General features: G+C 61.0%; 19 protein-coding genes. 6 read left to right on the forward strand and 13 right to left on the reverse strand.

All coding sequences use genetic code 11. The features are described from left to right. Nucleotides 1-138: 138 nt before the first annotated feature. The 6 genes from AC13CR_RS03140 to AC13CR_RS03165 all read right to left on the reverse strand — a co-directional run bounded on the left by AC13CR_RS03140 (nt 139) and on the right by AC13CR_RS03165 (nt 5,703). On the reverse strand, nt 139-546 hold the full coding sequence (locus AC13CR_RS03140; protein WP_482900397.1) for a DNA-3-methyladenine glycosylase I: 408 nt from the start codon (nt 544-546) through the stop codon (nt 139-141). A 305-nt stretch (nt 547-851) separates the two neighbouring features. Further along, entirely contained in the window at nt 852-1,307 is a 456-nt protein-coding gene (locus AC13CR_RS03145) for a PaaI family thioesterase (RefSeq protein ID WP_394414385.1), read from the reverse strand. A gap of 21 nt (nt 1,308-1,328) precedes the next feature. Then, nucleotides 1,329-2,033, reverse strand: coding sequence for a helix-turn-helix domain-containing protein (locus AC13CR_RS03150; RefSeq protein WP_394414388.1), 705 nt, complete (start codon nt 2,031-2,033; stop codon nt 1,329-1,331). Between the two features lie 4 nt (nt 2,034-2,037). Then, on the reverse strand, nt 2,038-2,892 hold the full coding sequence (locus AC13CR_RS03155; protein ID WP_482900398.1) for an SDR family oxidoreductase: 855 nt from the start codon (nt 2,890-2,892) through the stop codon (nt 2,038-2,040). After that, nucleotides 2,889-4,826, reverse strand: coding sequence for an AMP-binding protein (locus AC13CR_RS03160; RefSeq protein ID WP_482900399.1), 1,938 nt, complete (start codon nt 4,824-4,826; stop codon nt 2,889-2,891). Before AC13CR_RS03160 ends, AC13CR_RS03155 begins: the two co-directional genes overlap by 4 nt. A 115-nt stretch (nt 4,827-4,941) precedes the next feature. After that, entirely contained in the window at nt 4,942-5,703 is a 762-nt protein-coding gene (locus AC13CR_RS03165) for a glucose 1-dehydrogenase (protein WP_204114570.1), read from the reverse strand. An 89-nt stretch (nt 5,704-5,792) separates the two neighbouring features. Here AC13CR_RS03165 and AC13CR_RS03170 point away from each other — a divergent pair, with 89 nt between their 5' ends. Next, on the forward strand, nt 5,793-7,193 hold the full coding sequence (locus tag AC13CR_RS03170; protein ID WP_482900400.1) for a TetR/AcrR family transcriptional regulator: 1,401 nt from the start codon (nt 5,793-5,795) through the stop codon (nt 7,191-7,193). Here the strand turns inward: AC13CR_RS03170 and AC13CR_RS03175 are convergent. From AC13CR_RS03175 to AC13CR_RS03200, 6 genes are read right to left on the reverse strand one after another with little or no spacing between them, the layout of a single operon-like run. Then, nucleotides 7,175-7,576: a PaaI family thioesterase gene (locus tag AC13CR_RS03175; RefSeq protein ID WP_028093915.1), complete on the reverse strand. Its 402-nt coding sequence runs from the start codon at nt 7,574-7,576 to the stop codon at nt 7,175-7,177. The two genes, AC13CR_RS03170 and AC13CR_RS03175, sit on opposite strands and share 19 nt — an antisense overlap. Further along, nucleotides 7,576-8,058: a PaaI family thioesterase gene (locus tag AC13CR_RS03180; RefSeq protein WP_482900401.1), complete on the reverse strand. Its 483-nt coding sequence runs from the start codon at nt 8,056-8,058 to the stop codon at nt 7,576-7,578. The genes AC13CR_RS03175 and AC13CR_RS03180 overlap by 1 nt, the downstream gene beginning before the upstream one ends. Before the next feature lie 12 nt (nt 8,059-8,070). Beyond that, nucleotides 8,071-8,883, reverse strand: coding sequence for an enoyl-CoA hydratase-related protein (locus AC13CR_RS03185; protein WP_482900402.1), 813 nt, complete (start codon nt 8,881-8,883; stop codon nt 8,071-8,073). After that, nucleotides 8,867-9,721, reverse strand: coding sequence for an SDR family NAD(P)-dependent oxidoreductase (locus AC13CR_RS03190; RefSeq protein ID WP_066817260.1), 855 nt, complete (start codon nt 9,719-9,721; stop codon nt 8,867-8,869). Before AC13CR_RS03190 ends, AC13CR_RS03185 begins: the two co-directional genes overlap by 17 nt. A gap of 9 nt (nt 9,722-9,730) precedes the next feature. After that, nucleotides 9,731-10,930, reverse strand: a complete 1,200-nt coding sequence (locus AC13CR_RS03195; protein ID WP_066817258.1) for an acyl-CoA dehydrogenase family protein — start codon at nt 10,928-10,930, stop codon at nt 9,731-9,733. Nucleotides 10,931-10,943: 13 nt separating this feature from the next. Continuing rightward, complete coding sequence (locus AC13CR_RS03200) at nt 10,944-12,209, reverse strand: acyl-CoA dehydrogenase family protein (protein WP_482900403.1); 1,266 nt, start codon at nt 12,207-12,209, stop codon at nt 10,944-10,946. A gap of 82 nt (nt 12,210-12,291) precedes the next feature. On the opposite strand from AC13CR_RS03200, the gene AC13CR_RS03205 reads away from it, so the two are divergent. Genes AC13CR_RS03205 through AC13CR_RS03225 form a run of 5 tightly spaced genes read left to right on the forward strand, consistent with a single transcriptional unit; the run spans nt 12,292 to nt 18,494 of the window. Continuing rightward, complete coding sequence (locus AC13CR_RS03205; protein ID WP_482900404.1) at nt 12,292-13,077, forward strand: enoyl-CoA hydratase-related protein; 786 nt, start codon at nt 12,292-12,294, stop codon at nt 13,075-13,077. Nucleotides 13,078-13,099: 22 nt separating this feature from the next. Next, on the forward strand, nt 13,100-14,899 hold the full coding sequence (locus AC13CR_RS03210) for an acyclic terpene utilization AtuA family protein (RefSeq protein WP_482900405.1): 1,800 nt from the start codon (nt 13,100-13,102) through the stop codon (nt 14,897-14,899). A gap of 12 nt (nt 14,900-14,911) precedes the next feature. Then, nucleotides 14,912-16,381, forward strand: a complete 1,470-nt coding sequence (locus AC13CR_RS03215; protein WP_482900406.1) for an acetyl-CoA carboxylase biotin carboxylase subunit — start codon at nt 14,912-14,914, stop codon at nt 16,379-16,381. Next, nucleotides 16,381-16,884, forward strand: a complete 504-nt coding sequence (locus tag AC13CR_RS03220) for an acyl-CoA carboxylase biotin carboxyl carrier protein subunit (protein ID WP_482900407.1) — start codon at nt 16,381-16,383, stop codon at nt 16,882-16,884. The genes AC13CR_RS03215 and AC13CR_RS03220 overlap by 1 nt, the downstream gene beginning before the upstream one ends. 2 nt (nt 16,885-16,886) lie before the next feature. Continuing rightward, nucleotides 16,887-18,494 carry an acyl-CoA carboxylase subunit beta gene (locus AC13CR_RS03225; protein ID WP_482900408.1) on the forward strand — a complete coding sequence of 536 codons (1,608 nt, stop codon included), beginning with the start codon at nt 16,887-16,889 and terminating at the stop codon, nt 18,492-18,494. Between the two features lie 111 nt (nt 18,495-18,605). On the opposite strand, the gene AC13CR_RS03230 is transcribed toward AC13CR_RS03225, so the two are convergent. Then, the gene (locus AC13CR_RS03230; RefSeq protein WP_482900409.1) at nt 18,606-19,217 is read right to left on the reverse strand and encodes an acyltransferase; all 612 of its coding nucleotides are present in this window, start codon (nt 19,215-19,217) and stop codon (nt 18,606-18,608) included. Nucleotides 19,218-19,333: the final 116 nt, after the last annotated feature.

Raw genomic sequence — 19,333 nt, forward strand, 5'->3', positions numbered from 1 at the left:
GCGATCCATGCTGCCCCTCGCCATCGAAGACCAGCCGCACCGCGCGTTCACGCACTTCAGGGGAAAACTTGTTCGTCGTCTTGCTCATGATGCTCCATCCTACTCAGAAGTTGGAGCCTCCGGCAAACCCGGCACGGTTCAGAATGCATATACGGTGGTCGGTCCCACGAATTTGAAGCCAAGCTTTCGTAGGTCTTTGGAAAGGATCTCGGACGCTGTAGATTTGGACCGCATTTGTGGCAGTGCGTCGTCCTTGGCAGGTTCATATAGCCAAATGAATGCGGCGAAGGAGCCTTCCTCTTGGACGACCTCGAAAGTACGGCGAGCGTTGTTGATCACGGCTTCGATCTTGCCTCGATAGCGAACAATTCCTTCATCGGCAAGTAGGCGCTCAATGTCGTTGTCGTCAAAGTTCGCAACTCCCCGAAAGTCGAACCCGGCGAAGGCAGCACGAAAGTTCTCGCGCTTGGCCAGAATGGTGCGCCAGCTCAGCCCTGACTGGAAACTCCGGCGTGACGGCAGCCCATCGGCACCGTGGGCGTCCATCCGTTCCAATTACGGTTGCAGCATCAGGCCGCTGCCGCATAAACTTGAACAGATACCGAAGCAGATCCTCCGTTACGATACAGTCTCAGCTCTCCGAAAAACCCTGACGACGGACAATCGGCGACCGCACTGCTAAAGGCTAACATTACCGCTTGGCAGGTCTGAACCTGCTGGCGGCGATCTGGATACCGCGCGCGCCTACGGGAAACGGTTGGCCGAGGTCGCGAGCCGCTGGAACAGCTGATCCAGCTGTCTGAATAATCGGCCCGGCCGCCCGGATCGGATGTGCTGCGGCCGGGTTGCGCTCAGTCCGCGACCCCCGCCCGCCCGATCAGCGCCATGAGCGTTCCGGTCATCGTTGCCACGAGCTTTTCATCCTGGCCCTTCACGGCATAGGCACGCGCCTCGCAAATGGTCAGCGTCCTGCCTGGTTTCACCACGTTTGCGACGAAACGAAACCGTTCGCCATCCGCCGGGTTGAGCAGGTTGATCTTGAATTCGACTGTCAAAACGGCCGCTTCCGCGGGCATCAGCGAAAAGGCTGCGTATCCGCAGGCGCTGTCCAGCGCGGTCGACACGATTCCGGCATGCAAAAACCCATGTTGCTGGGTCAGGGCATCCTCATGTGCCATCTCCAGAACAATGCGGCCGGGCGATAGCTCGGCAATGCTGATCCCCAACGTGTTCATCACCTTCTGGCGATCGAAACTGTCGCGCACGCGTGCGTCATAGTCGGGGTTTTTCGGTTTGAATTGCGTCATGGCGGGTCTTCCTCTTCGATTTCATTCGTCGATGACCAATCTTAGGCGGTCTTTGAGGCGCGTATCTTGTAGCGAAAGGTCAAAACGACGCGGAACGGACTGAGCGCGCAACGCGCCGGGCGGTTTGCCGGCGAAGATCCGGCAAGCGACGGACATATGGGATTGATCGCAATATCCGGCGTCCAGCGCCAGATCGCTCAGCGGCAGGCTCTGTGACGCGAGCTGCCCAAGAGCCTGGCGAAAGCGCCGCGAGGCGGCAAGCCGCCGCCGCGACACGCCGGTATCCGCCCGCACCTTTCGACGTTCGGTCCGGTCGCTGTACGCTCCGGGCGGTGCGGCAAAGCGCAGGTCTCTCGCAAGGCCGTCAAGCACCGCGATGAGCGTAGGCAGGTCATCGTCACCGGTCTGAACACGGGCCAGTTCTGAGGCCAACGTGTCCAGCACTTCGGATTCGGGTAAGTGCTTCGGTCGTGACGACAGCCTCAGCCCGGCCACGACACCATGGAATGGCCTTGGGCGGGGAGTGAAGCCCGAGCGCGGTGGCGCCAGCGATACACGCGCCCCGCTGCTGTCGTCGCGCGTTACCGAAAGGGTAAAGAGGTCGGTTGCGAACCGCCCGCGTCCACCACCGCTCAGCACACCGGTATCGCGGAACACGAACAGATGGTCGATCTGTTTGGCCGCTTCCTCGGGCGGCGCCAGTTCGAGATAAAGCGGCGCCGCCATCAGGTTACTTGACGAAAGCATCCCGGTTCTCGGCGACGAAATCGGCAAATCGGCGCGCCGGGCGTCCCATCACATCGCTGACCGTGGTCTCGATGCCGGCAAGGTAGCCCTTGGGCGCGATGGAAGCCAATTCGACCATGGCTCTAGCGACCTCGTCCTGCATTCCGCCAGCCACCATGCCCGCCTTGGCATTTTCGGCCGACAGGGGCACGCAGGTGACAGTGCGCCCGGTCACCCCGGACAGGAGGGCCGCGATATCTTCTCCGGTAAGAGCTTCGGGCCCGGTCAGGCCAAGAGCCTTGCCTTCGTAACCCGGAGCGGTCAGCGCCTCGGCGGCGACATCCGCGATGTCGCGGGCGTCGATCCAGGCCACTGGGCCGCCCAGATCGTCATAGTACACGGCGTCCTTTGCAATGTTGCCGGCCTGCCACAGCAGGTTCTGCATGAAATAGGTCGGCTGGACAAAGGTCCAGTCAAGGCCGCTTTGCTTCAGCAGCTCCTGGGTTTCGGAATGCCACTTTCCAAAGGTCAGCCCCGCCTTGGGCGACGCGCCAAGCCCCGTGGCCAAAACGATATGGCGCACGCCCGCGGCCTTGGCCGCCTCGATCACGTTCGCCTTCCACTGGCGCATGTTCAGATGTGCAGGCGTGACCAGGTATATCTTTTCTGCCCCGTCACAGGCCCGCGCCAGCGCGGCAGGGTCCGTGAAATCCGCTGCGACCGCCTCGCATCCTTTGGCCCTTAGCGCATCTAACTTGGAGGGGGCGCTGGTGACAGCGCGCACGGACGCGCCTTTTGCCAGAAGCGTATCGACGAGGGGCGCGCCAGTCGTGCCCGTGGCTCCGAAAACAGTGATCATGACTTTTCCTTTTGCAGGTCTGCGATGGGCTGAATGGTTTCCGGGTTGCTGATCGACGACAGATCGCCCGGATCTTCACCGAGAAAGGCGGCACGCACGACACGGCGCATGGTTTTCATGCTGCGGGTCTTGGGCAGCGCTTCGACAAAGTGGATCTCGCGCGGGCGGAAGGGCTTCGAGACGATCTCTCCGACACGATCCTTGAGCCGGTTCACGAGCTCCGCGTCCGGCGACACATTTGGGGCCGCCACGCAGACGCAGACGACGGCCACGCCCTTGATGTCATCAGGTGCCGCGATGGCAGCGGCGTCCACCACCTCTCCGGTTTCGGTCAGGGCCGCCTCGATCTCGGGCGGGCCGATGCGTTTGCCGGCGATGTTCAGCGTGTCGTCCGACCGGCCCAGGATATACCATGTCCCGTCCGGATCGCAGCGCACCCAGTCGCCGTGCCGCCAGAGGCCGGGGAAGGTGGACCAGTAGGTTTCAAGGTAGCGATCGCGGTCCCCCCAGATGGCCGGGGTCAGACCCAGAGGCGGCTGGGTCACGACCAGTTCGCCGACCTCGCCCGGTGCGGCTTCGCTGCCGTCCTGGCGCAGAACCTTGGCCCCGACACCCAGGGCCTGGGCCGAAAATCCGCCGGGCTTGAGCTCGTGCAGCACGGTCGAGGTCAGGATCGCGCCAAAAAGCTCGGTCCCGCCCGAGATGTTCAGCGGCACGGCGCGGCGGCGACAGATATGATCGAGCTGCCAGAGCCAGGCATCCTCGGTCCAGGGCTCGCCGGTCGAGGCGACGATGCGCAGGGACGACAAGTCGTAGCCCGACAAAGATTCAGTATCCTGCGTCATGAACTGCCGTACCAGGGTCGGGGCCACGCCGAGATGCGTGACCTCCATCTCGGACGCAAGACGCAGCAGCCTGAAGGGATCGCCGGGCATTGATGGTGCGCCCTCGGCCAGCACCAGAGTCGAACCGGACAAGAGCACCGACAAAAGGGTAAGCGGTCCCATGACCCACCCCATGTCGGTCATCCAGAGGTGCCGGTCATCCCGTTTCATGTCGAGGCAAAGCAGGAAATCGGCCGTGGCCTTGGCCTGCACGCCCAGATGGGTATGCACGACACCCTTGGGCCGCCCGGTGGTGCCCGATGTATAGGCGATGAGAAAGGTGTCATCGGGACTGACGGGAACGGCGGCAAACTCCGGACTGGCGCGGCCCACTGTTTCGCTCCAGTCCAGATCGCGGGCGGGATCGGTCATCGCACTGCCGAACCGTCGCAGGCTGATGACGGTATGAACCGATGGCACGTCGGTCAAAGCCTGGGCAAGGGTCGCTTCCATCCAGACCGGCTTGCCTCGCCGGGGTGTGGCATCCGCCGTCAACACCGCCACGGCATCCGCGTCGTTCAGGCGCGATACGATGGCATGAGGCGCAAAACCGGAAAACAGCGGCACCGCAACCGCGCCCAGCCGGGCAATACCCAGAAGCGCGGCCTCGATTTCGGGGATCATCGGCATATAGATGCCCACCGCCTGACCGGGCCTTACACCGCGCGCGGCAAGGGCCGAGGCGACGCGGGAGGCTTCGGCGGCAAGGTCGGAATAGGTCCAGCGGCGGCGGCTACCGTCTTCGCCGACCCAGTCGATTGCGACCTTGTCGCCCAAGCCATCGGCAATTCGGGCGTCAAGACAGGTTTCCGTCAGATTCAAAGCACTCCCGACGGCCCACCGGATCGATTCGGGCCCTTCGGAGATATCTCGCAACCGGCTGAAGGGCCGCGCGAACCGTATCCCGGCATGGTCAATGATCCGGCCCCAGAACCAGTCTGGGTCTTCATTCGAACGGTGGACGAGTTCCTCGTAACTGTCAATGCCGCAGCCCTTCAGAAATGAGGTCAGCGTGCTTGTCCGCTGGATGTCAGAGCCTGGCTGAAACATTCGCAACCTTTCTAGAATGAAAAAGGGCCGCACATAAGGCGCGGCCAGTCGGGGAGGTAACTCTTTTGGCACGGTTTGGCAGCAACGCCTGGTGTCCGGCGCTGCTGTCATGGCTTCAACCGTGCATGGACAAGCCGCCCGAAACCGAAATCACCTGGCCGGTAATGAACCCTGCGTCGTCCGACGACAGGAAGCAGATGATGCCAGGGTAATCCGTCGGCTGCGCAAGACGCTTCATCGGAATCGCCCGCTTGAGACCTTCGGCGATCTTTTGACCGGCCTCGCCCTCGGCAACCTGAGCGAACAGCGGCGTATCGGTCGGGCCGGGGGCGACCGCATTCAATTGAATACCTTTACGCGCCAGTTCGCGCGCTACGGTTTTGGTGAACGAGATGATGCCACCCTTGCAGGCCGAATACACGGCTTCGCCGGATGATCCGACGCGTCCGGCGTCGGACGCGATGTTGACCACACGGCCGCCGCCGTTCTTGACCATGCCCGGAAGCACCGCGTGATGCATATTCAGCGGACCGTAAAGATTTATGTCGATGACCTTTTTCCAAAGGTCGGGATCGGTGTCGAGGAACGGTTTGATCACGTCCCAGCCCGCGTTGTTCACCAGCACATCAATCGGTCCGCCGGATTCGAACTCGGCGACGGCCTTGTCGACCTGTGCGCGATCGGTGATATCCGCCTGAAATGCAGTCGCTTTTCCGCCGGATTCAGTGATTAGTTTGGCGGTTTCATCCGCTCCGGCTTTGTTCAGATCGAAAACGGCGACTTCGGCACCCTCCGCGCCGAACCGTTCGCAAACCGCTCGGCCAATGCCGCTCCCACCGCCGGTCACAACGACCCGTTTTCCACTCAACCCTCGCATGTGGAGGTCCTCCTCTTCCGTTGCACCTTGAAAACAGCTTGATTCGACACTCTCTCCGATGTAATCTAACAGTTGTTAGATTAATTGCAATGGACAGCCTCATCTACGACAAGTATCGACACTGGATGGCACGACAGATTGAAGATACCAGGATAGTGAATGACGATCTAAGCAAGTCGGAGAGGACCCGCGAAGCCATACTCGCTGCGGCCGCGCGACTTTTTCGGTATGAAGGCTATCACGCAACGACTATGCGCGACATCGCGCAGGAAGCTGGCATTGAGGCCGGCAGCATTTATTATCATTTTCAATCCAAGGACCAGATTCTGAGCGAAGTTCTCGATCTTGGCGTCCGTCAACTATATCAGGCGGTCAGTGAAATCGTTCGGTCGGCACCGACAAGTTCGGAGGATTTTCGCAAGACTTTCGGACTGCTGATTGAAACACATCTGAGCTATCTCTTGACCGACAGCGACTTCACGTCAGCCAATATTCGGAACTATCCGATGTTGTCGGACGAAACACGCGCCCCGCATCGCGAATTGCGTGCATCATATGCAGGGGCCTGGGGCAAATTCCTGAATGACGCCAAACGCGCCGGCCACCTTCGAAGCGACATATCCACTGCTGTGATCCGCCAGTTCATCCTGAGTGCCATGAACTGGACCGTAGAATGGTACGATGTCGACAAGTATCCGGCGCGCATCCTCGCGGAACGAATGAGTAAGCTGATACTTGACGGAATGTGTCCACATCGCAAGGCGGATACCGAAGGCTTGAAGCTGTGCCCCGCCACTCCCGCCAAGATCCCGGATCCCGACAGCAAGGCGGCTAAGACCCGTGCAGAAATTCTAAAGGCCGCAGCGCGCGTTCTGAGGGACAATGGCTACAAGGCGACCACGCTGAGAAAGATCGCGGAAGAAGCGGACATGAAAGCGGGCAGCGTCTATTACCATTTCAACTCCAAAGAAGCGATCGTTGACGAAGTTCTAAACGCCGGACTGAGGGACTTGCTATCAGGTGTCGAAGCCGCCGTTCGGAAATTCGATGCCCCGTACGATCATCACGCCAAGATAGCGACTGCAATCTGGGCGCACCTGGATTTCCTCTTCAAGGCAAGCGAATTCACCTCGGCGAATATCAGAAGCTATGGAGTGCTCCCCAATCATTTCAGGGAGAGGCACAGGGGTATTCGCCATGAGTATGGAAAACTCTGGGATCGGATACTCCGTGAAGCTCAGGACGACGGTGCCATACGGTCGGATATCAAGATCGTCCCCTTGCGCCAGGTGATGTTGGGCGCTTTGAACTGGACGGTGGAATGGTTCGACCCGAACAAGGCAGGAGTGGAAGGATATCTATCACTGCCTGAATTCTCCAGCATGCTCATCAATCTGTTACTGGAAGGAATTTGTCACCGGGAGGCGGCCCCGTCCACAGGACAAGGTAGCCCAGAAAGCGGTTGCCCCGGTCAGACCAGAAGGAAGTGATACAGCCCTTCGGCAACCGCCTTTTCCCGATCCGTCTGCCAGCTGAGCACGCTGACGCTTGCCATCCGCTTGCCTTTGCGCGTGACATTGGCGCGCGCAAAAAGCGGTCCCTTCACACCGGGTCTGAGGTAATCGACGGTCAGATTGATCGGCTTGGCCGGAACGTCGGCGAAATCGGGCTGTACCGCGATGGCGGCTGTGGCCTCCATAAAACTCGCGATTATGCCGCCATGGTAGTACTCCATGATCGGGTTACCGATATGGCGGTCATCAAAGGTCATTTCCGCCTCAGCATGGAGACTGTCTAGACTTCTGACCTCAAAGTTGAGAAATCGGAAGAACGGCACCCGGGAAACATTGGCATTGACAGTTTGCACGTCCATCACGAGGTTTTCCCTTTTGTCATTGCGTCAAACAGGCTGGTTTCGCCGCGCGTCAATGCAAACGAGGCGGTTCCCCTGGCTATTTCAGCATCCTCATGGCCCGCGAACCAGACGCTGCCGGAATTGAAGGCGATGTGGCGGGTCTTGCGAAAACAATGCGCTTGAACGATGACATCCGCGCGCGAACGGGCCGGGCGCAGGTAATCAACTCTGAGGTCAAGAGTGGCCATGGTACTGACGCCTTCGATGGCAACAAAGTTCGCCAGTCCAAAGACACTGTCCAGAAGTGCCGTCAGGATACCACCGTGGAGCAGCGATTGTTCCGCATCGACGCAAAAGTCCGGATTGAACGGCATCCGAACCCGAACACCTTCCGTCGAGACCTCTTCGATCTCAAGCGCCATATGCGTTATCAGACCCTTGCCGCGCGCATTCCACATCTGCGCGATTTGCTCCATTTTCTTTTTGGAGATATCAGACATGCAATTCTTCCATTAGCGCCCTGTGAAGTTGGGTTTTCGTTTCTCGATGAACGCAGCAACCGCCTCGTGATGGTCTTCGGTCTGATGCATGAGCGCCTGATAGGCCGCCGCAGAATTCAGGAAATCCGGCAGGTCCATCCGTTCGGCATTGCGCATCAGACGCTTGGCGACGCGCACCGCACGCGGTGGTTTCGCTGCGATGACGGCGGCCCGTTCGCGGGCCCGTTCCATCAATTTTTCATGAGGCACAAGTTCAAGCACCATACCAAGCTCCAGCGCTTCCTTGGCCTCGACCATGCGCCCTGAGAAGGTCAGATCGGCGGCCTTCTGGTGGCCCAGACGACGCAACAGGAACCAGCTGCCCGCATCGCCCGGAATGATTCCGAGATTCAGAAACACTTCGCCGAACCTTGCTTTTTCCGACGCGATGCGCATGTCGCACATCATGGTCAGGTCGCACCCCGCGCCCACCGCCGGGCCGTTGACTGCGGCGATGGTCGGAATATCCATGTTGTAGAGCGCAAGCGGCAGCCGCTGCACCCCATCAACATAGCTCTGCGCCGCCGCCAGCGGCTCCTTGCGGAACACGCTGTCGGGATCGTTCATCTCCTTGATGTCGCCGCCGGCACAAAAGGCCGGGTCGGCCCCGGTCAGGATCATCACGCTGACCTGAGGATCGGCCTGCACCTTGGCGAAGGTCTCCAGAAGGGCAGCGATCATGTCGTTTCCGGTGACCGGGTTGCGCCGCTCCGGGTCGTTCAGCGTAACCGTGGCGATCCTGTCGGAAATCTCCAGAAGGACTGGGTGTTTACTCATTCTTGCCATCTCCCCGTTCGCGTTTCTCGAACATCGCGGGGTTGATCATGTCCCGCGCGTCATGACCCATGTGCAGGGTCTCACCGCCGTCTACATAAATGTCTTCTCCGGTGATGAAACCGCCAAGTTTCGAGGCCAGGAAAATGATCGTGCCAGCGATGTCCTCGGCCGCCCCCATCCGGTTCAGGACCGAGCGGTTCAGCTTTTTCCACTGTTCCGGCGGAATCGGATAGCGGCCAAGCGCATCGGTCTTGATCGTGCCCGGTGCGACGCAGTTCAGCCGGATGCCGTACTCGCCCCATTCGGCGGCCAGCGTTTTCATCATGCCCGTTACACCGGCGCGTGCGGCGACGGTGTGTGTAAAGCCGGTAAGCGCGGTGCGCGCCGAGATGGCGGTAACAAATACAACCGATCCACCGTTGTCGTACATGAAGTGATCCGCCGCTGCCCGGGTCATCTGCCAAGACCCGATCAGGTTGTTGCGGATCACGGCTTCGAAGCCCTTGTTGGTGATATCGCGGGCGGGTGCGATATACTGGCCGCCAGCATTGTTCACCAAAACATCCAACTGCCCATAGTGGTCCTTGATCCGCCCCATCGCAGCTTCGATACTGTCTTCGTCGCGGGTGTCTCCGGGCACGACAAAGGCCTCGCCCCCCGCCGCCCGGATCATTTCGGCGGTCTCTTCCAGCGGCTCTTCGCGGCGCGCGAACAGCGCAAGCCTGGCCCCGCAAGAGGCCATTTCGATCGCCGTCGCCCGGCCCATTCCAGATCCGGACCCCGTGACCAGGGCAACCTGGCCCGCCATGAGATCGGACGCGTAACGCCTTGATTTCGCTTCGCTCATGTTCCGCCCCTAGTTCTTCAGCAATTCGCCAGAGATGATGAGTTTGCGAACCTCCTGGGTGCCTGCGCCGACCTCAAGCACGCGACCGGTCCGGTACAGCCGGTTCACTTCTGTATCACGCATGTAACCCGAGCCGCCGTGAATCTGGACAGCTTTGTCCAGCACGAAGGATGTCGCCTCAGCGGCCTTGTAGATCGCCGCAGCGGTGAGCTTGTGGATTTCGCCGCGCCCGCCTTCGCCCTCTTCGAGGCCCTCACACATGGCCGCGGTGCGCAAGGACAGGCTGCGCGCCGCCTCGATCTGGGTATACATGTCGGCCAGCATCGCCTGAACCATCTGAAAACTGGCGATCGGTTTGCCGAATTGCTGGCGTGTCTTGGCGTAGTCGATGGAAATATCCAGCGCCCGCTGCGCAATGCCCAGAGCGTTGAAACAGACGATGGCACGTTCCAGATCAAGCCCGGACATGGTAACGGCAACGCCGCCATCCAGCTTGCCGACCATGTTTCTGGCCGGAACGCGGCAATCTTCGAACACCAGTTCGCCCGTCGGCGAGCCGCGGAATCCCATCTTGTTGAGCTTCTGCGCCACCTTGAAACCGGGCGTGTCGGTTTCCACGATGAAAGCGGAAATACCCTTGGCCCCCTTTTCCGGCGAAGTCTTGGCATAGACCAGGACCAGATCGGCAATCGGTCCGTTGGTGATGTAGATTTTGGCGCCGTTCAGGATGTAGTCGTCGCCATCCTTTTTGGCCGTGGTCCGCATCGAGCCAAGCGCATCAGACCCCGCGCCGGGTTCGGTCAGACCCAGGGCTCCCACCAGCGTGCCGTCGCACAGACCTGGCAGGTATTTTCGGCGCAACTCGTCATTGGCGTTGCGATAGATATTATTGACGCAGAGGTTGTCGTGCGCCACATGGGTCAGTCCGATGGCCGCAGAGGATCGCGACAGCTGTTCGGTGATGATACAGGCCGAGGTAAAATCCAAACCAGCGCCGCCGAATTCCGGCGGCACGTTCAGTCCCAGGTAGCCCATTTCGCCCAGCTTGGGGAAAACCGAAGACGGCAGGTCATCAGTATCGTCCATTTCCGCATTCAGATGGTGGAATTCGGACATGAAGAACTTGCCGGCCTGATCGGCCAGGGCCTGCTGTTCGTCCGTCATGAAATGTGTTGGCAGAGCGGTGTCGTTGCGCAGTTGCTTGTTCATTGTCTCGTCCCCCTCAGGCGCGCAAAAGTTCTTCGGCAATGATGATCTTGCGGACTTCGCTTGTTCCCGCGCCGATCTCCAACAATTTGTTGGCGCGGAACAGCCGGTTGATCTCGGTGTCCTGCATGTAGCCAGAGCCACCATGAATATGGCAGGCTTCGGTCACCGCCTTGTTGAATGCCTCGCCTGCGTAAAGACAGGCCGCCGCAGTCAGCTTGTGGATTTCGCCGCGGCCACCGGCCCCTTTCGGCAACCCGGTACAGGCGGCCAGCGCCCGATAGCTGAAGGCACGCGCGGTTTCGACCTCGGTGTAGATCTCGGCCAGTTTCGACTGCATCATCTGGAAACTTGCAATCGGTTTGCCGAATTGTTCGCGAATCTTGGCGTATTCCAGCCCTAGTTCCAGGGCGCGTTCGGCCATGCCAACGCAGACTGAGGCAACCATGGCACGCTCCAGATCCAACCCGCTCATTACCACCGAAACGCCGGTGTTTTCCGGTCCAACCATGGCGGATGCGGGTACGCGGCAATCCTCAAACACCAGTTCTCCGGTTGGCGAGCCGCGAAAGCCCATCTTGTCAAGCTTTTGCGCCACCTTGAAACCGGGATTGTCCGTCTCGATGATGAAAGCAGAAATGCCCTTGGCGCCCTTCGACTTGTCGGTTTTGGCATAAAGCAGGATCACATCGGCAATGGGGCCGTTGGTGATGTAAATCTTCGAGCCGTTGATGACATAATCATCACCGTCGCGGCGGGCAGTTGTGGCCATGGATCCGAGCGCATCGGATCCCGCACCCGGTTCGGTCAGGCCCAAAGCACCAACCAGCTCGCCCGAGCAAAGGCCCGGCACGTATTTCTTCACATGCTCTTCGGATCCGTTGCGCAGCAGGTTGTTCAGGCACAGGTTGTCATGCGCCCCGTGCGAGAGGCCCACAGCCGGATTCCACTTCGAAATCACCTCGGACACCAGCGCCTGGGTGAACTCGTTCTGCCCCGATCCGCCAAGCTCTTCGGGCGCGGTAATCCCCAGCAGGCCCAGCTCGCCCATCTGCTTGAACAGATCATCGGGCCACCATTCCTCGTCATCCATGCGCGCCTGCAGCGGGTGCAGGACCTCGCGCGCTACCCGATCCACGTGATCGACAATCTGACGTTGCTCATCGGTCAAAGAATAGTTCGCCCTGATGGCTTCCAGATCAGCCGAGATGGCCTCACTTTGAGTGGTCATATCATCCTCCCGAAAAATGTCGTCCGCAGTGTTGACCAAAATCAAACACATGTTAGAAAATAGATCAAGCCAAGCTTTTGACGACCTGACGTAAGAAAGCGCGGTGTCCTGAATGCAGGGGGGAGCTTCGGAAATGACTGAGAGCGTTGTTCAATCGCAGGCGCTCGGCAAAGAAGTGCGTATCACGATTCGACGTCCTGATAATCGAAATGCCCTCAACCGTGAGGTCGCGGACGGGATCGTGGCCGCCATATATGCGGCCGAGAGGGACAGCGATTGCCGCGTGATCGTTCTGACCGGCGAGGGCGAGCGCGCCTTCTGTGCCGGGGGCGACATCAAGGCGGGGGCGGATGGCGGCCCGTTTGTTCAGGATCCGGCGGACCCGGATCATTTTGCCGGAAGGTTGTTCGAGACGATACAGGCGTGCCGAAAGCCAACGATCGCGCGCATCAATGGCGTCGCGATGGGGGCGGGGGCGGGCATCATCTGTGCCTGCGATCTGGCTGTGATGGCGGATCATGCCCGCATCGGAACGCCGGAAGTGAAGGTGGGTCTGTTTCCCATGACGATCGTGCCACCCATGATGCGCGTGCTGCCCCGGCGGAGGCTGATGGAGATGTTCATCACCGGCGTTCCTCTGACGGCCGAGGAGGCCCTGCAGTTCAATCTGGTCAACTATGTGACAGATGCCGCGGGGTTGGACGACAAGGTTGCAGAACTGGTTGCCCAGATTGCTGCGCAGTCGCCGAGCGCGATCCGGCTGGGAAAATACGCTTGTCACGCGATGGAGGACATGACCTATCCGCAGCAGATGCGGTTTGCAGAAACACTGTTACCGCGAGTAGCGCAGACCGAAGACGCGCGCGAAGGCTTCGATGCCTTCATTGCGAAGCGCAAACCTGAATGGACGGGCCGCTGATCAAGCGGGGAGGGAGAGGCATATGTCGGAACGAAAACTGCGCATCGGATGTGCATCGGGCTTCTGGGGCGATACGCCGGAAGCGATCGGTCAACTGGTCTCAAAGGGCGAGATCGACTATCTGGTGTTTGACTATCTGGCAGAGGTGACAATGTCGCTGATGGCGCGGGCCCGCGCCAAAGCGCCCGAGTCGGGCTATGCGCCGGATTTCGTCAAGGCGCTGGCACCCTGGTTACCGGATATCAAGGCAAAAGGGATCAAGGTCGTTGCCAATGCCGGGGGCGTGAACCCGCGTGGTTGCAGCGATGCGCTTGCCAAAGCCGCCGCCGAGGCCGGGGTCGATCTGTCCATCGGAGTCGTGCTGGGCGATGACCTGTTGCCCAGGGCCGATGAAATTCGCAAAAGCGGTCAGACGGAAATGTTCTCGGGTGTCGCATTTCCAGATGATATCTGGAGCATGAATGCCTATCTGGGTGCCCGCCCCATCGCTGCCGCGCTGGATGCCGGGGCCGACATCGTGATCACCGGACGCTGCGCCGACAGCGCGGTCGCGCTTGGTCCCCTGATGCATGAATACGGCTGGGGCGACAATGACTGGGACAAGCTCAGCCAGGGATCGCTGGCCGGCCACCTGATCGAATGCGGCCCCCAGGGAACCGGCGGCAACTTCACCGACTGGCAGGACGTGCCGGGTTGGGACAATATGGGCATGCCCATCGTCGAGGTGTCCGAAGACGGCAGTTTCATCATGACCAAGACGCCTGACACCGGCGGGCTGGTCGTGCCCGGGTCAGTCGGAGAGCAGATGCTCTATGAAATCGGGGACCCGCGCGCCTACCTGTTGCCCGACGTGATCTGCGACTGGTCCGGGGTCACCCTGGAACAGGTCGGACCCGACCGGGTGCTGGTCAAGGGCGGCAGGGGGCTTGGGCGCACCGACAGCTACAAGGTGTCGGCGACCCATGCCGATGGCTGGCGCGCGGTCTCTACCCTGACACTGGCCGCGATTGACGCACCCGCCAAGGCCGAACGTGTGGCCGAGGCGATCCTGACCCGCTGTCGCCGGATTTTCCGCGACCGCAACATGGGCGATTTCCGGCAGGTCAGCGTCGAGGTGCTGGGGGCCGAGGCGGCCTATGGCGCAAATGCGCGCGCCCGGACCCGCGAGGTGGTGCTCAAGATCGGCGCGGTCCATGACGATCGCGCCGCGCTGAACATCTTTGCCGGCGAAATCGCACCGATGGCGATTTCGACCGCGCAGGGTCTGACCGGGTTCTTCGCCGGACGGCCAAAGGTGCAGCCGGTGGTCCGTCTATTTTCCTTCCTTCAGAGCAAGGCCGAAACCCCCGTCGCGGTCGAGGTCGACGGCAAGGATGTGCCCGTGAGCGTGGCCACTACGCCAGTCCACCTTGATCCGCCTGCCGCACCGCCCGCAGATAGCCGCGAGCCCGGTCCGGACGTTGTCAAGGTCCGCCTCGTCGATTTGGCCTGGGGCCGCTCGGGCGACAAGGGGGACATCGCCAATATCGGCATCCTCGCGCGCAAGCCGGACTACCTGCCATATATCCGCTCGGCTCTCAGCGAAGAGGTGGTGAAGGACTATTTCGCCCATGTCTGCGACGGCAGGGTAGAACGGTTCGACTTGCCTGGAAGCCATTCGCTGAATTTCCTGTTGCATGAATCGCTTGGCGGTGGCGGCATCGCCTCGGTCCGCATAGACCCGCAGGGCAAAGGGTTCGCGCAGATGCTGCTTGATATCGAAATTCCCGTGCCAGCCGATCTGGCCGCACGTGACGGACTGAATGCCGCGGCCCGGAACTAAGAGGACGACACCATGACCATTTCGAAACTCCTGGTCGCCAATCGGGGCGAGATCGCGGCGCGCGTGTTGCGCACCGCTAAGGCCCGCGGGCTTGCGACTGCCGTGTTGCGTCATGTCGCCGAGCAAGAGGGGCCGGCGCATCTGATCGCAGATGAGGTCGTGATGATCGACGGCCCGACGCCCGTGGCCGCCTATCTCGATATTCCTCAGATCGTCGAAGCCGCCAAAGGGATCGGCGCGGACGCGGTTCATCCCGGCTATGGCTTTCTGTCAGAGAATGCCGGTTTTGTCGCGGCGCTGGAAAAAGCCGGAGTGACCTTTGTCGGCCCGACGTCCGAGGTCATCGACCTGATGGGGGACAAGGTCCGCGCCCGCGCCTTCGTCGAGGAACGCGGGTTTCCCGTCGCCCCCTCGGCCATCGAGGATGATGATCCGGCGAGCTTTGTCGAACGCGCCCGCGCCGTTGGCTATCCGCTGCTCATCAAGCCCTCGGCCGGCGGTGGCGGCAAGGGCATGCGCGTCGTACGCGAGGACAGCACGCTGGAGACCGAAATCGAAACCGCGCGCCGCGAAGGCGAACGATATTTCGGCGACGGGCGGCTTTTCGTCGAACGCTATATCGAACGCCCGCGCCATATCGAGGTGCAGGTGATGGGCGACGGACAGGGCAACGTGGTCCATTTCTGGGAACGTGAATGTTCGATCCAGCGCCGGTTCCAGAAGATTATCGAGGAAACGCCGTCACCGGCGCTGACCCCCGAGCAACGGGATGAGATCTGCGAGACCGCTGCCGGAATTGCCCGCGCCGTCAAATACCGCGGGGCGGGGACCGTCGAATTCATCTATGCACAGGACGGGGCCTTTTATTTCCTGGAGATGAACACCCGCCTTCAGGTCGAACATCCGGTGACCGAAATGGTGACCGGCTTCGATCTGGTCGCCGAACAGCTGCGTATCGCGGCGGGCGAGGGGCTAAGCACCGCGCAGGCGGATATTCCACAGAACGGACACTCTATCGAACTGCGCATCTGTGCCGAGGACGCGACGGCCGATTTTCGCCCCGCGATCGGGGATATCCTGCTGCTGGACGAACCCTCTGGCCCCGGCGTGCGCGTGGACAGCGGCATTCTGAGCGGCGGCAAGGTGACGACCGACTTTGATCCGATGCTGTCCAAGCTGATCGTACATGGGGCCGACCGTCCCGAGGCCATCGCACGCGCGCGACAGGCCGTGAGGAACTACGTCATCCTCGGGGTGACGACGAACACCGGTTACCTGGATGCGATCCTTGCCCATCCTGACTTTGCCGCAGGCAACTTTTCGACCAGCTTCCTGGGCGAGCAGGCCCAGACGCTGACCGCTCCGGGCGAGGATGTGTCCCACCTGTTGATTGCGGCCGCGGCACTGTCGGACGAAAGACTGGTGGCAGAAGTGATGCAGATCCCCGAGATGCACCGCAAGATGGGCGAGTGGAGAAACTGATGCGCAGGATATTCCAGATCGACGGTGCTGAGATCGAATGCTGGTTGGGCCACGATGGCAGCCGGTTCGTGCTGCACACACCCGAGGGCGCGCTTCCCTGCAGTCTGGAGCCGACGGGTGTGCCGGGGGGCTACGTCCTTCGGGCATGGGACGCGGTGCGCGGGCTCCGGCTTGCTGCCGGACCGGATGCGACCTTCGTGCATCTGAATGGCCGGGCCCATGAGATCGGGCGGATCGATCCGGCCCAGCGTTTGGCATCCAGCGACGGCGGTGCCGCCGACGACCGCATCCTCGCGCCGATGCCGGGGGTTGTGGTCTTGATCGCGGTGAAGCCGGGCGATGCGGTCAGGGAAGGACAGACGCTTCTTGTCATCGAAAGCATGAAGCTGGAGACCAGCCTGACCGCGCCGCGCGACGGGGTGGTCGCCGAAATGCCATTTGCCACAGGCGACAGTTTCGGGCTGAAGGCCGTTCTCGCCCAGCTGGCCCCGGAAGAGGAGTAACCATGCGCAGGATCGAAAGTCTGATCGACACCAATGCCGCCGACTACAAGGCAAACTATGCTGCCATGTCCGAACGGCTGAAGGAATTTCACGCCCGCCAGTACGCGGCGCGCTTCGAACGTCCGCAACGCGACTTCGACCGCCTTGAGCGGCAGAACAAACTGGGCGTGCGCGAACGGCTAAAACTGTTGCTGGACCCCGGCACGCCGTTCCTGGAGTTTTCGACCCTCGCGGCCTGTCGTGAATATGACGGGGCGGTGCCCGGCGCCGCCGTGGTAACTGGAATCGGCATCGTGCAGGGCCGCGAGGTCGCCATTCATGCCAATGACGCCAGCGTAAAGGGCGGTGCCTGGTATCCGCATACCGTGAAAAAGATCGTGCGTCTTCTGGACGTCGCCCTCGAAAACCGACTGCCGGTCATTCATATCTGCGACAGCGCGGGCGGTTTCCTGCCGCTGCAGCACGGGGTGTTTCCCGACCGGTATCTGGGCGGGCGGGTGTTCCGCAACCAGGTCAAGCTGAGCCAGGCCAATATCCCGCAGATTGCTGTGGTCGGCGGACACTGCACGGCTGGCGGCGCCTATGTGCCGACGCTGAGCGACTACAACATCATCATCGAAGGCACGGGGGCGATTTTCCTTGGCGGTCCGCCGCTGGTCAAGGCGGCCACCGGCGAGGAGGTCGGCGTTCAGGAACTGGGCGGGGCGGTCATGCACACCTCGGTTTCGGGCACCGGCGACTATCGCGCCGCGACCGAACAACACGCCTTTTCACTGGCCCGCGAGATTGTCGGCCAGTGGAAGCGCACGCCGAAAACGATCATCGAAACCGCGGCCTATGAAGAGCCTTACTATGACCCCAAAGAACTCTACGGGATCATTCCAAAGGACCGGAAAACCCAGTTCGACATGCGCGAGGTTCTGGCCCGGATCGTGGACGGCTCACGCTTTCACGAATACCAGCCGGACTATGGCACCACGATGGTGTGCGGCTTTGCCCATATCTGGGGTTACAAGGTCGGCATCCTTGCCAACAACGGGGTGCTGTTCAACGACAGTTCGCTCAAGGCGGCGCATTTCATGCAGCTTTGCAATCAGAACCGTACGCCTCTGGTCTTCTTCCAGAACATCACCGGCTACATGGTCGGCCGCGAATACGAAGAACGCGGTATCGCCAAGGACGGCGCCAAGATGCTGATGGCGCAGGGCGGCTCGGTCGTGCCGAAGTTCACAGTGATCGCCAATGCGTCTTACGGGGCCGGCAACTACGGGATGTGCGGACGGGCCTGGGACGCGCGCACGCTGTTCATGTGGCCCCAGGCCGAGATCGGCGTGATGGGGGCGGATCAGGCCGCCAATACCATGGCGGACGTCAAGATCCGGCAGCTTCAGCGCGAAGGCAAAGAGCTGACCGAAGAAGAAATCGCCGCGATCCGCGAACCGGTGCTGGAAAGATACAAGCGCGATGTCGAGGCTTATACCTCGACCTCGGAATTGTGGGACGACGGCATCCTCGACCCGGCGGACACACGCAACGCGCTTGGCATGTCGATTTCTGCCTCGCTCAATGCACCGATCGACGATCCGCACTACGGGATCTTCCGTCTGTAAAGGCTTGAGGGACAGCACACCGGGTCGGGGAGTGCCGTTCCGCGTCAAGGCGCTTCCATCTGGCGCTTTCGGAATCTGAAGTAGTCCTGACCGGTCCGGTTCCCGGACAGGTCAGGACGATGTCCGCCGCGCCTCCTGAATGGAGACGACGTCAGAGGCCGCCATGCCGGGCCGGTTTGCCTCGACCGCCTTCAGCGGCTCGACCGGCGTCAATCCGGCCAGACAGTCGCGCGCAAGTTGCTGGTATTCCGCGGTGCCGCGCGTTTTCCACGCGATTTCTTTCTCGCTGACCTCGCGGATCACCTTTGCCGGCGATCCCACCACCATCGAACGCGGCGGAATCACGGTTTCGCCACGCACAAACGCCTGCGCGCCGACAATCGATTCCGCCCCAAGCTCTACACCATCCATAATGACGGAATTCATTCCGACCAGAGCGTTCCGGCCCACTGTGCAACCGTGCAGGATCGCGCCATGGCCGATGTGGCCGTCGCTTTCCACCACGGCGTCGCGGCCGGGAAAGGAATGGATGATGCAATTGTCCTGAACATTGGCTCCATCCCCGATCACGATCCTGCCGAAATCGCCCCGCAAGCTTGCTCCGGGGCCGATGTAGCATCCATGACCCAAGATGACATTTCCGATCAGAACGGCCTGGGGGTGGACATATGTATCCTCGGGCACGATGGGTATAAAACCCTTGAACTCATAACAGTATGCCATTCCGACCACCTTTCGTAAGCTGAGTGCTAAACGCTTGTCAGCGGTTGCGCCGGGACCAGAATCCCTCAATTGTGCCGCCGATCAGGGCGTGTGGCCCGAAAACAAACACAAGTTAG

The organism is Paracoccus sp. L-17, from assembly GCF_056857655.1.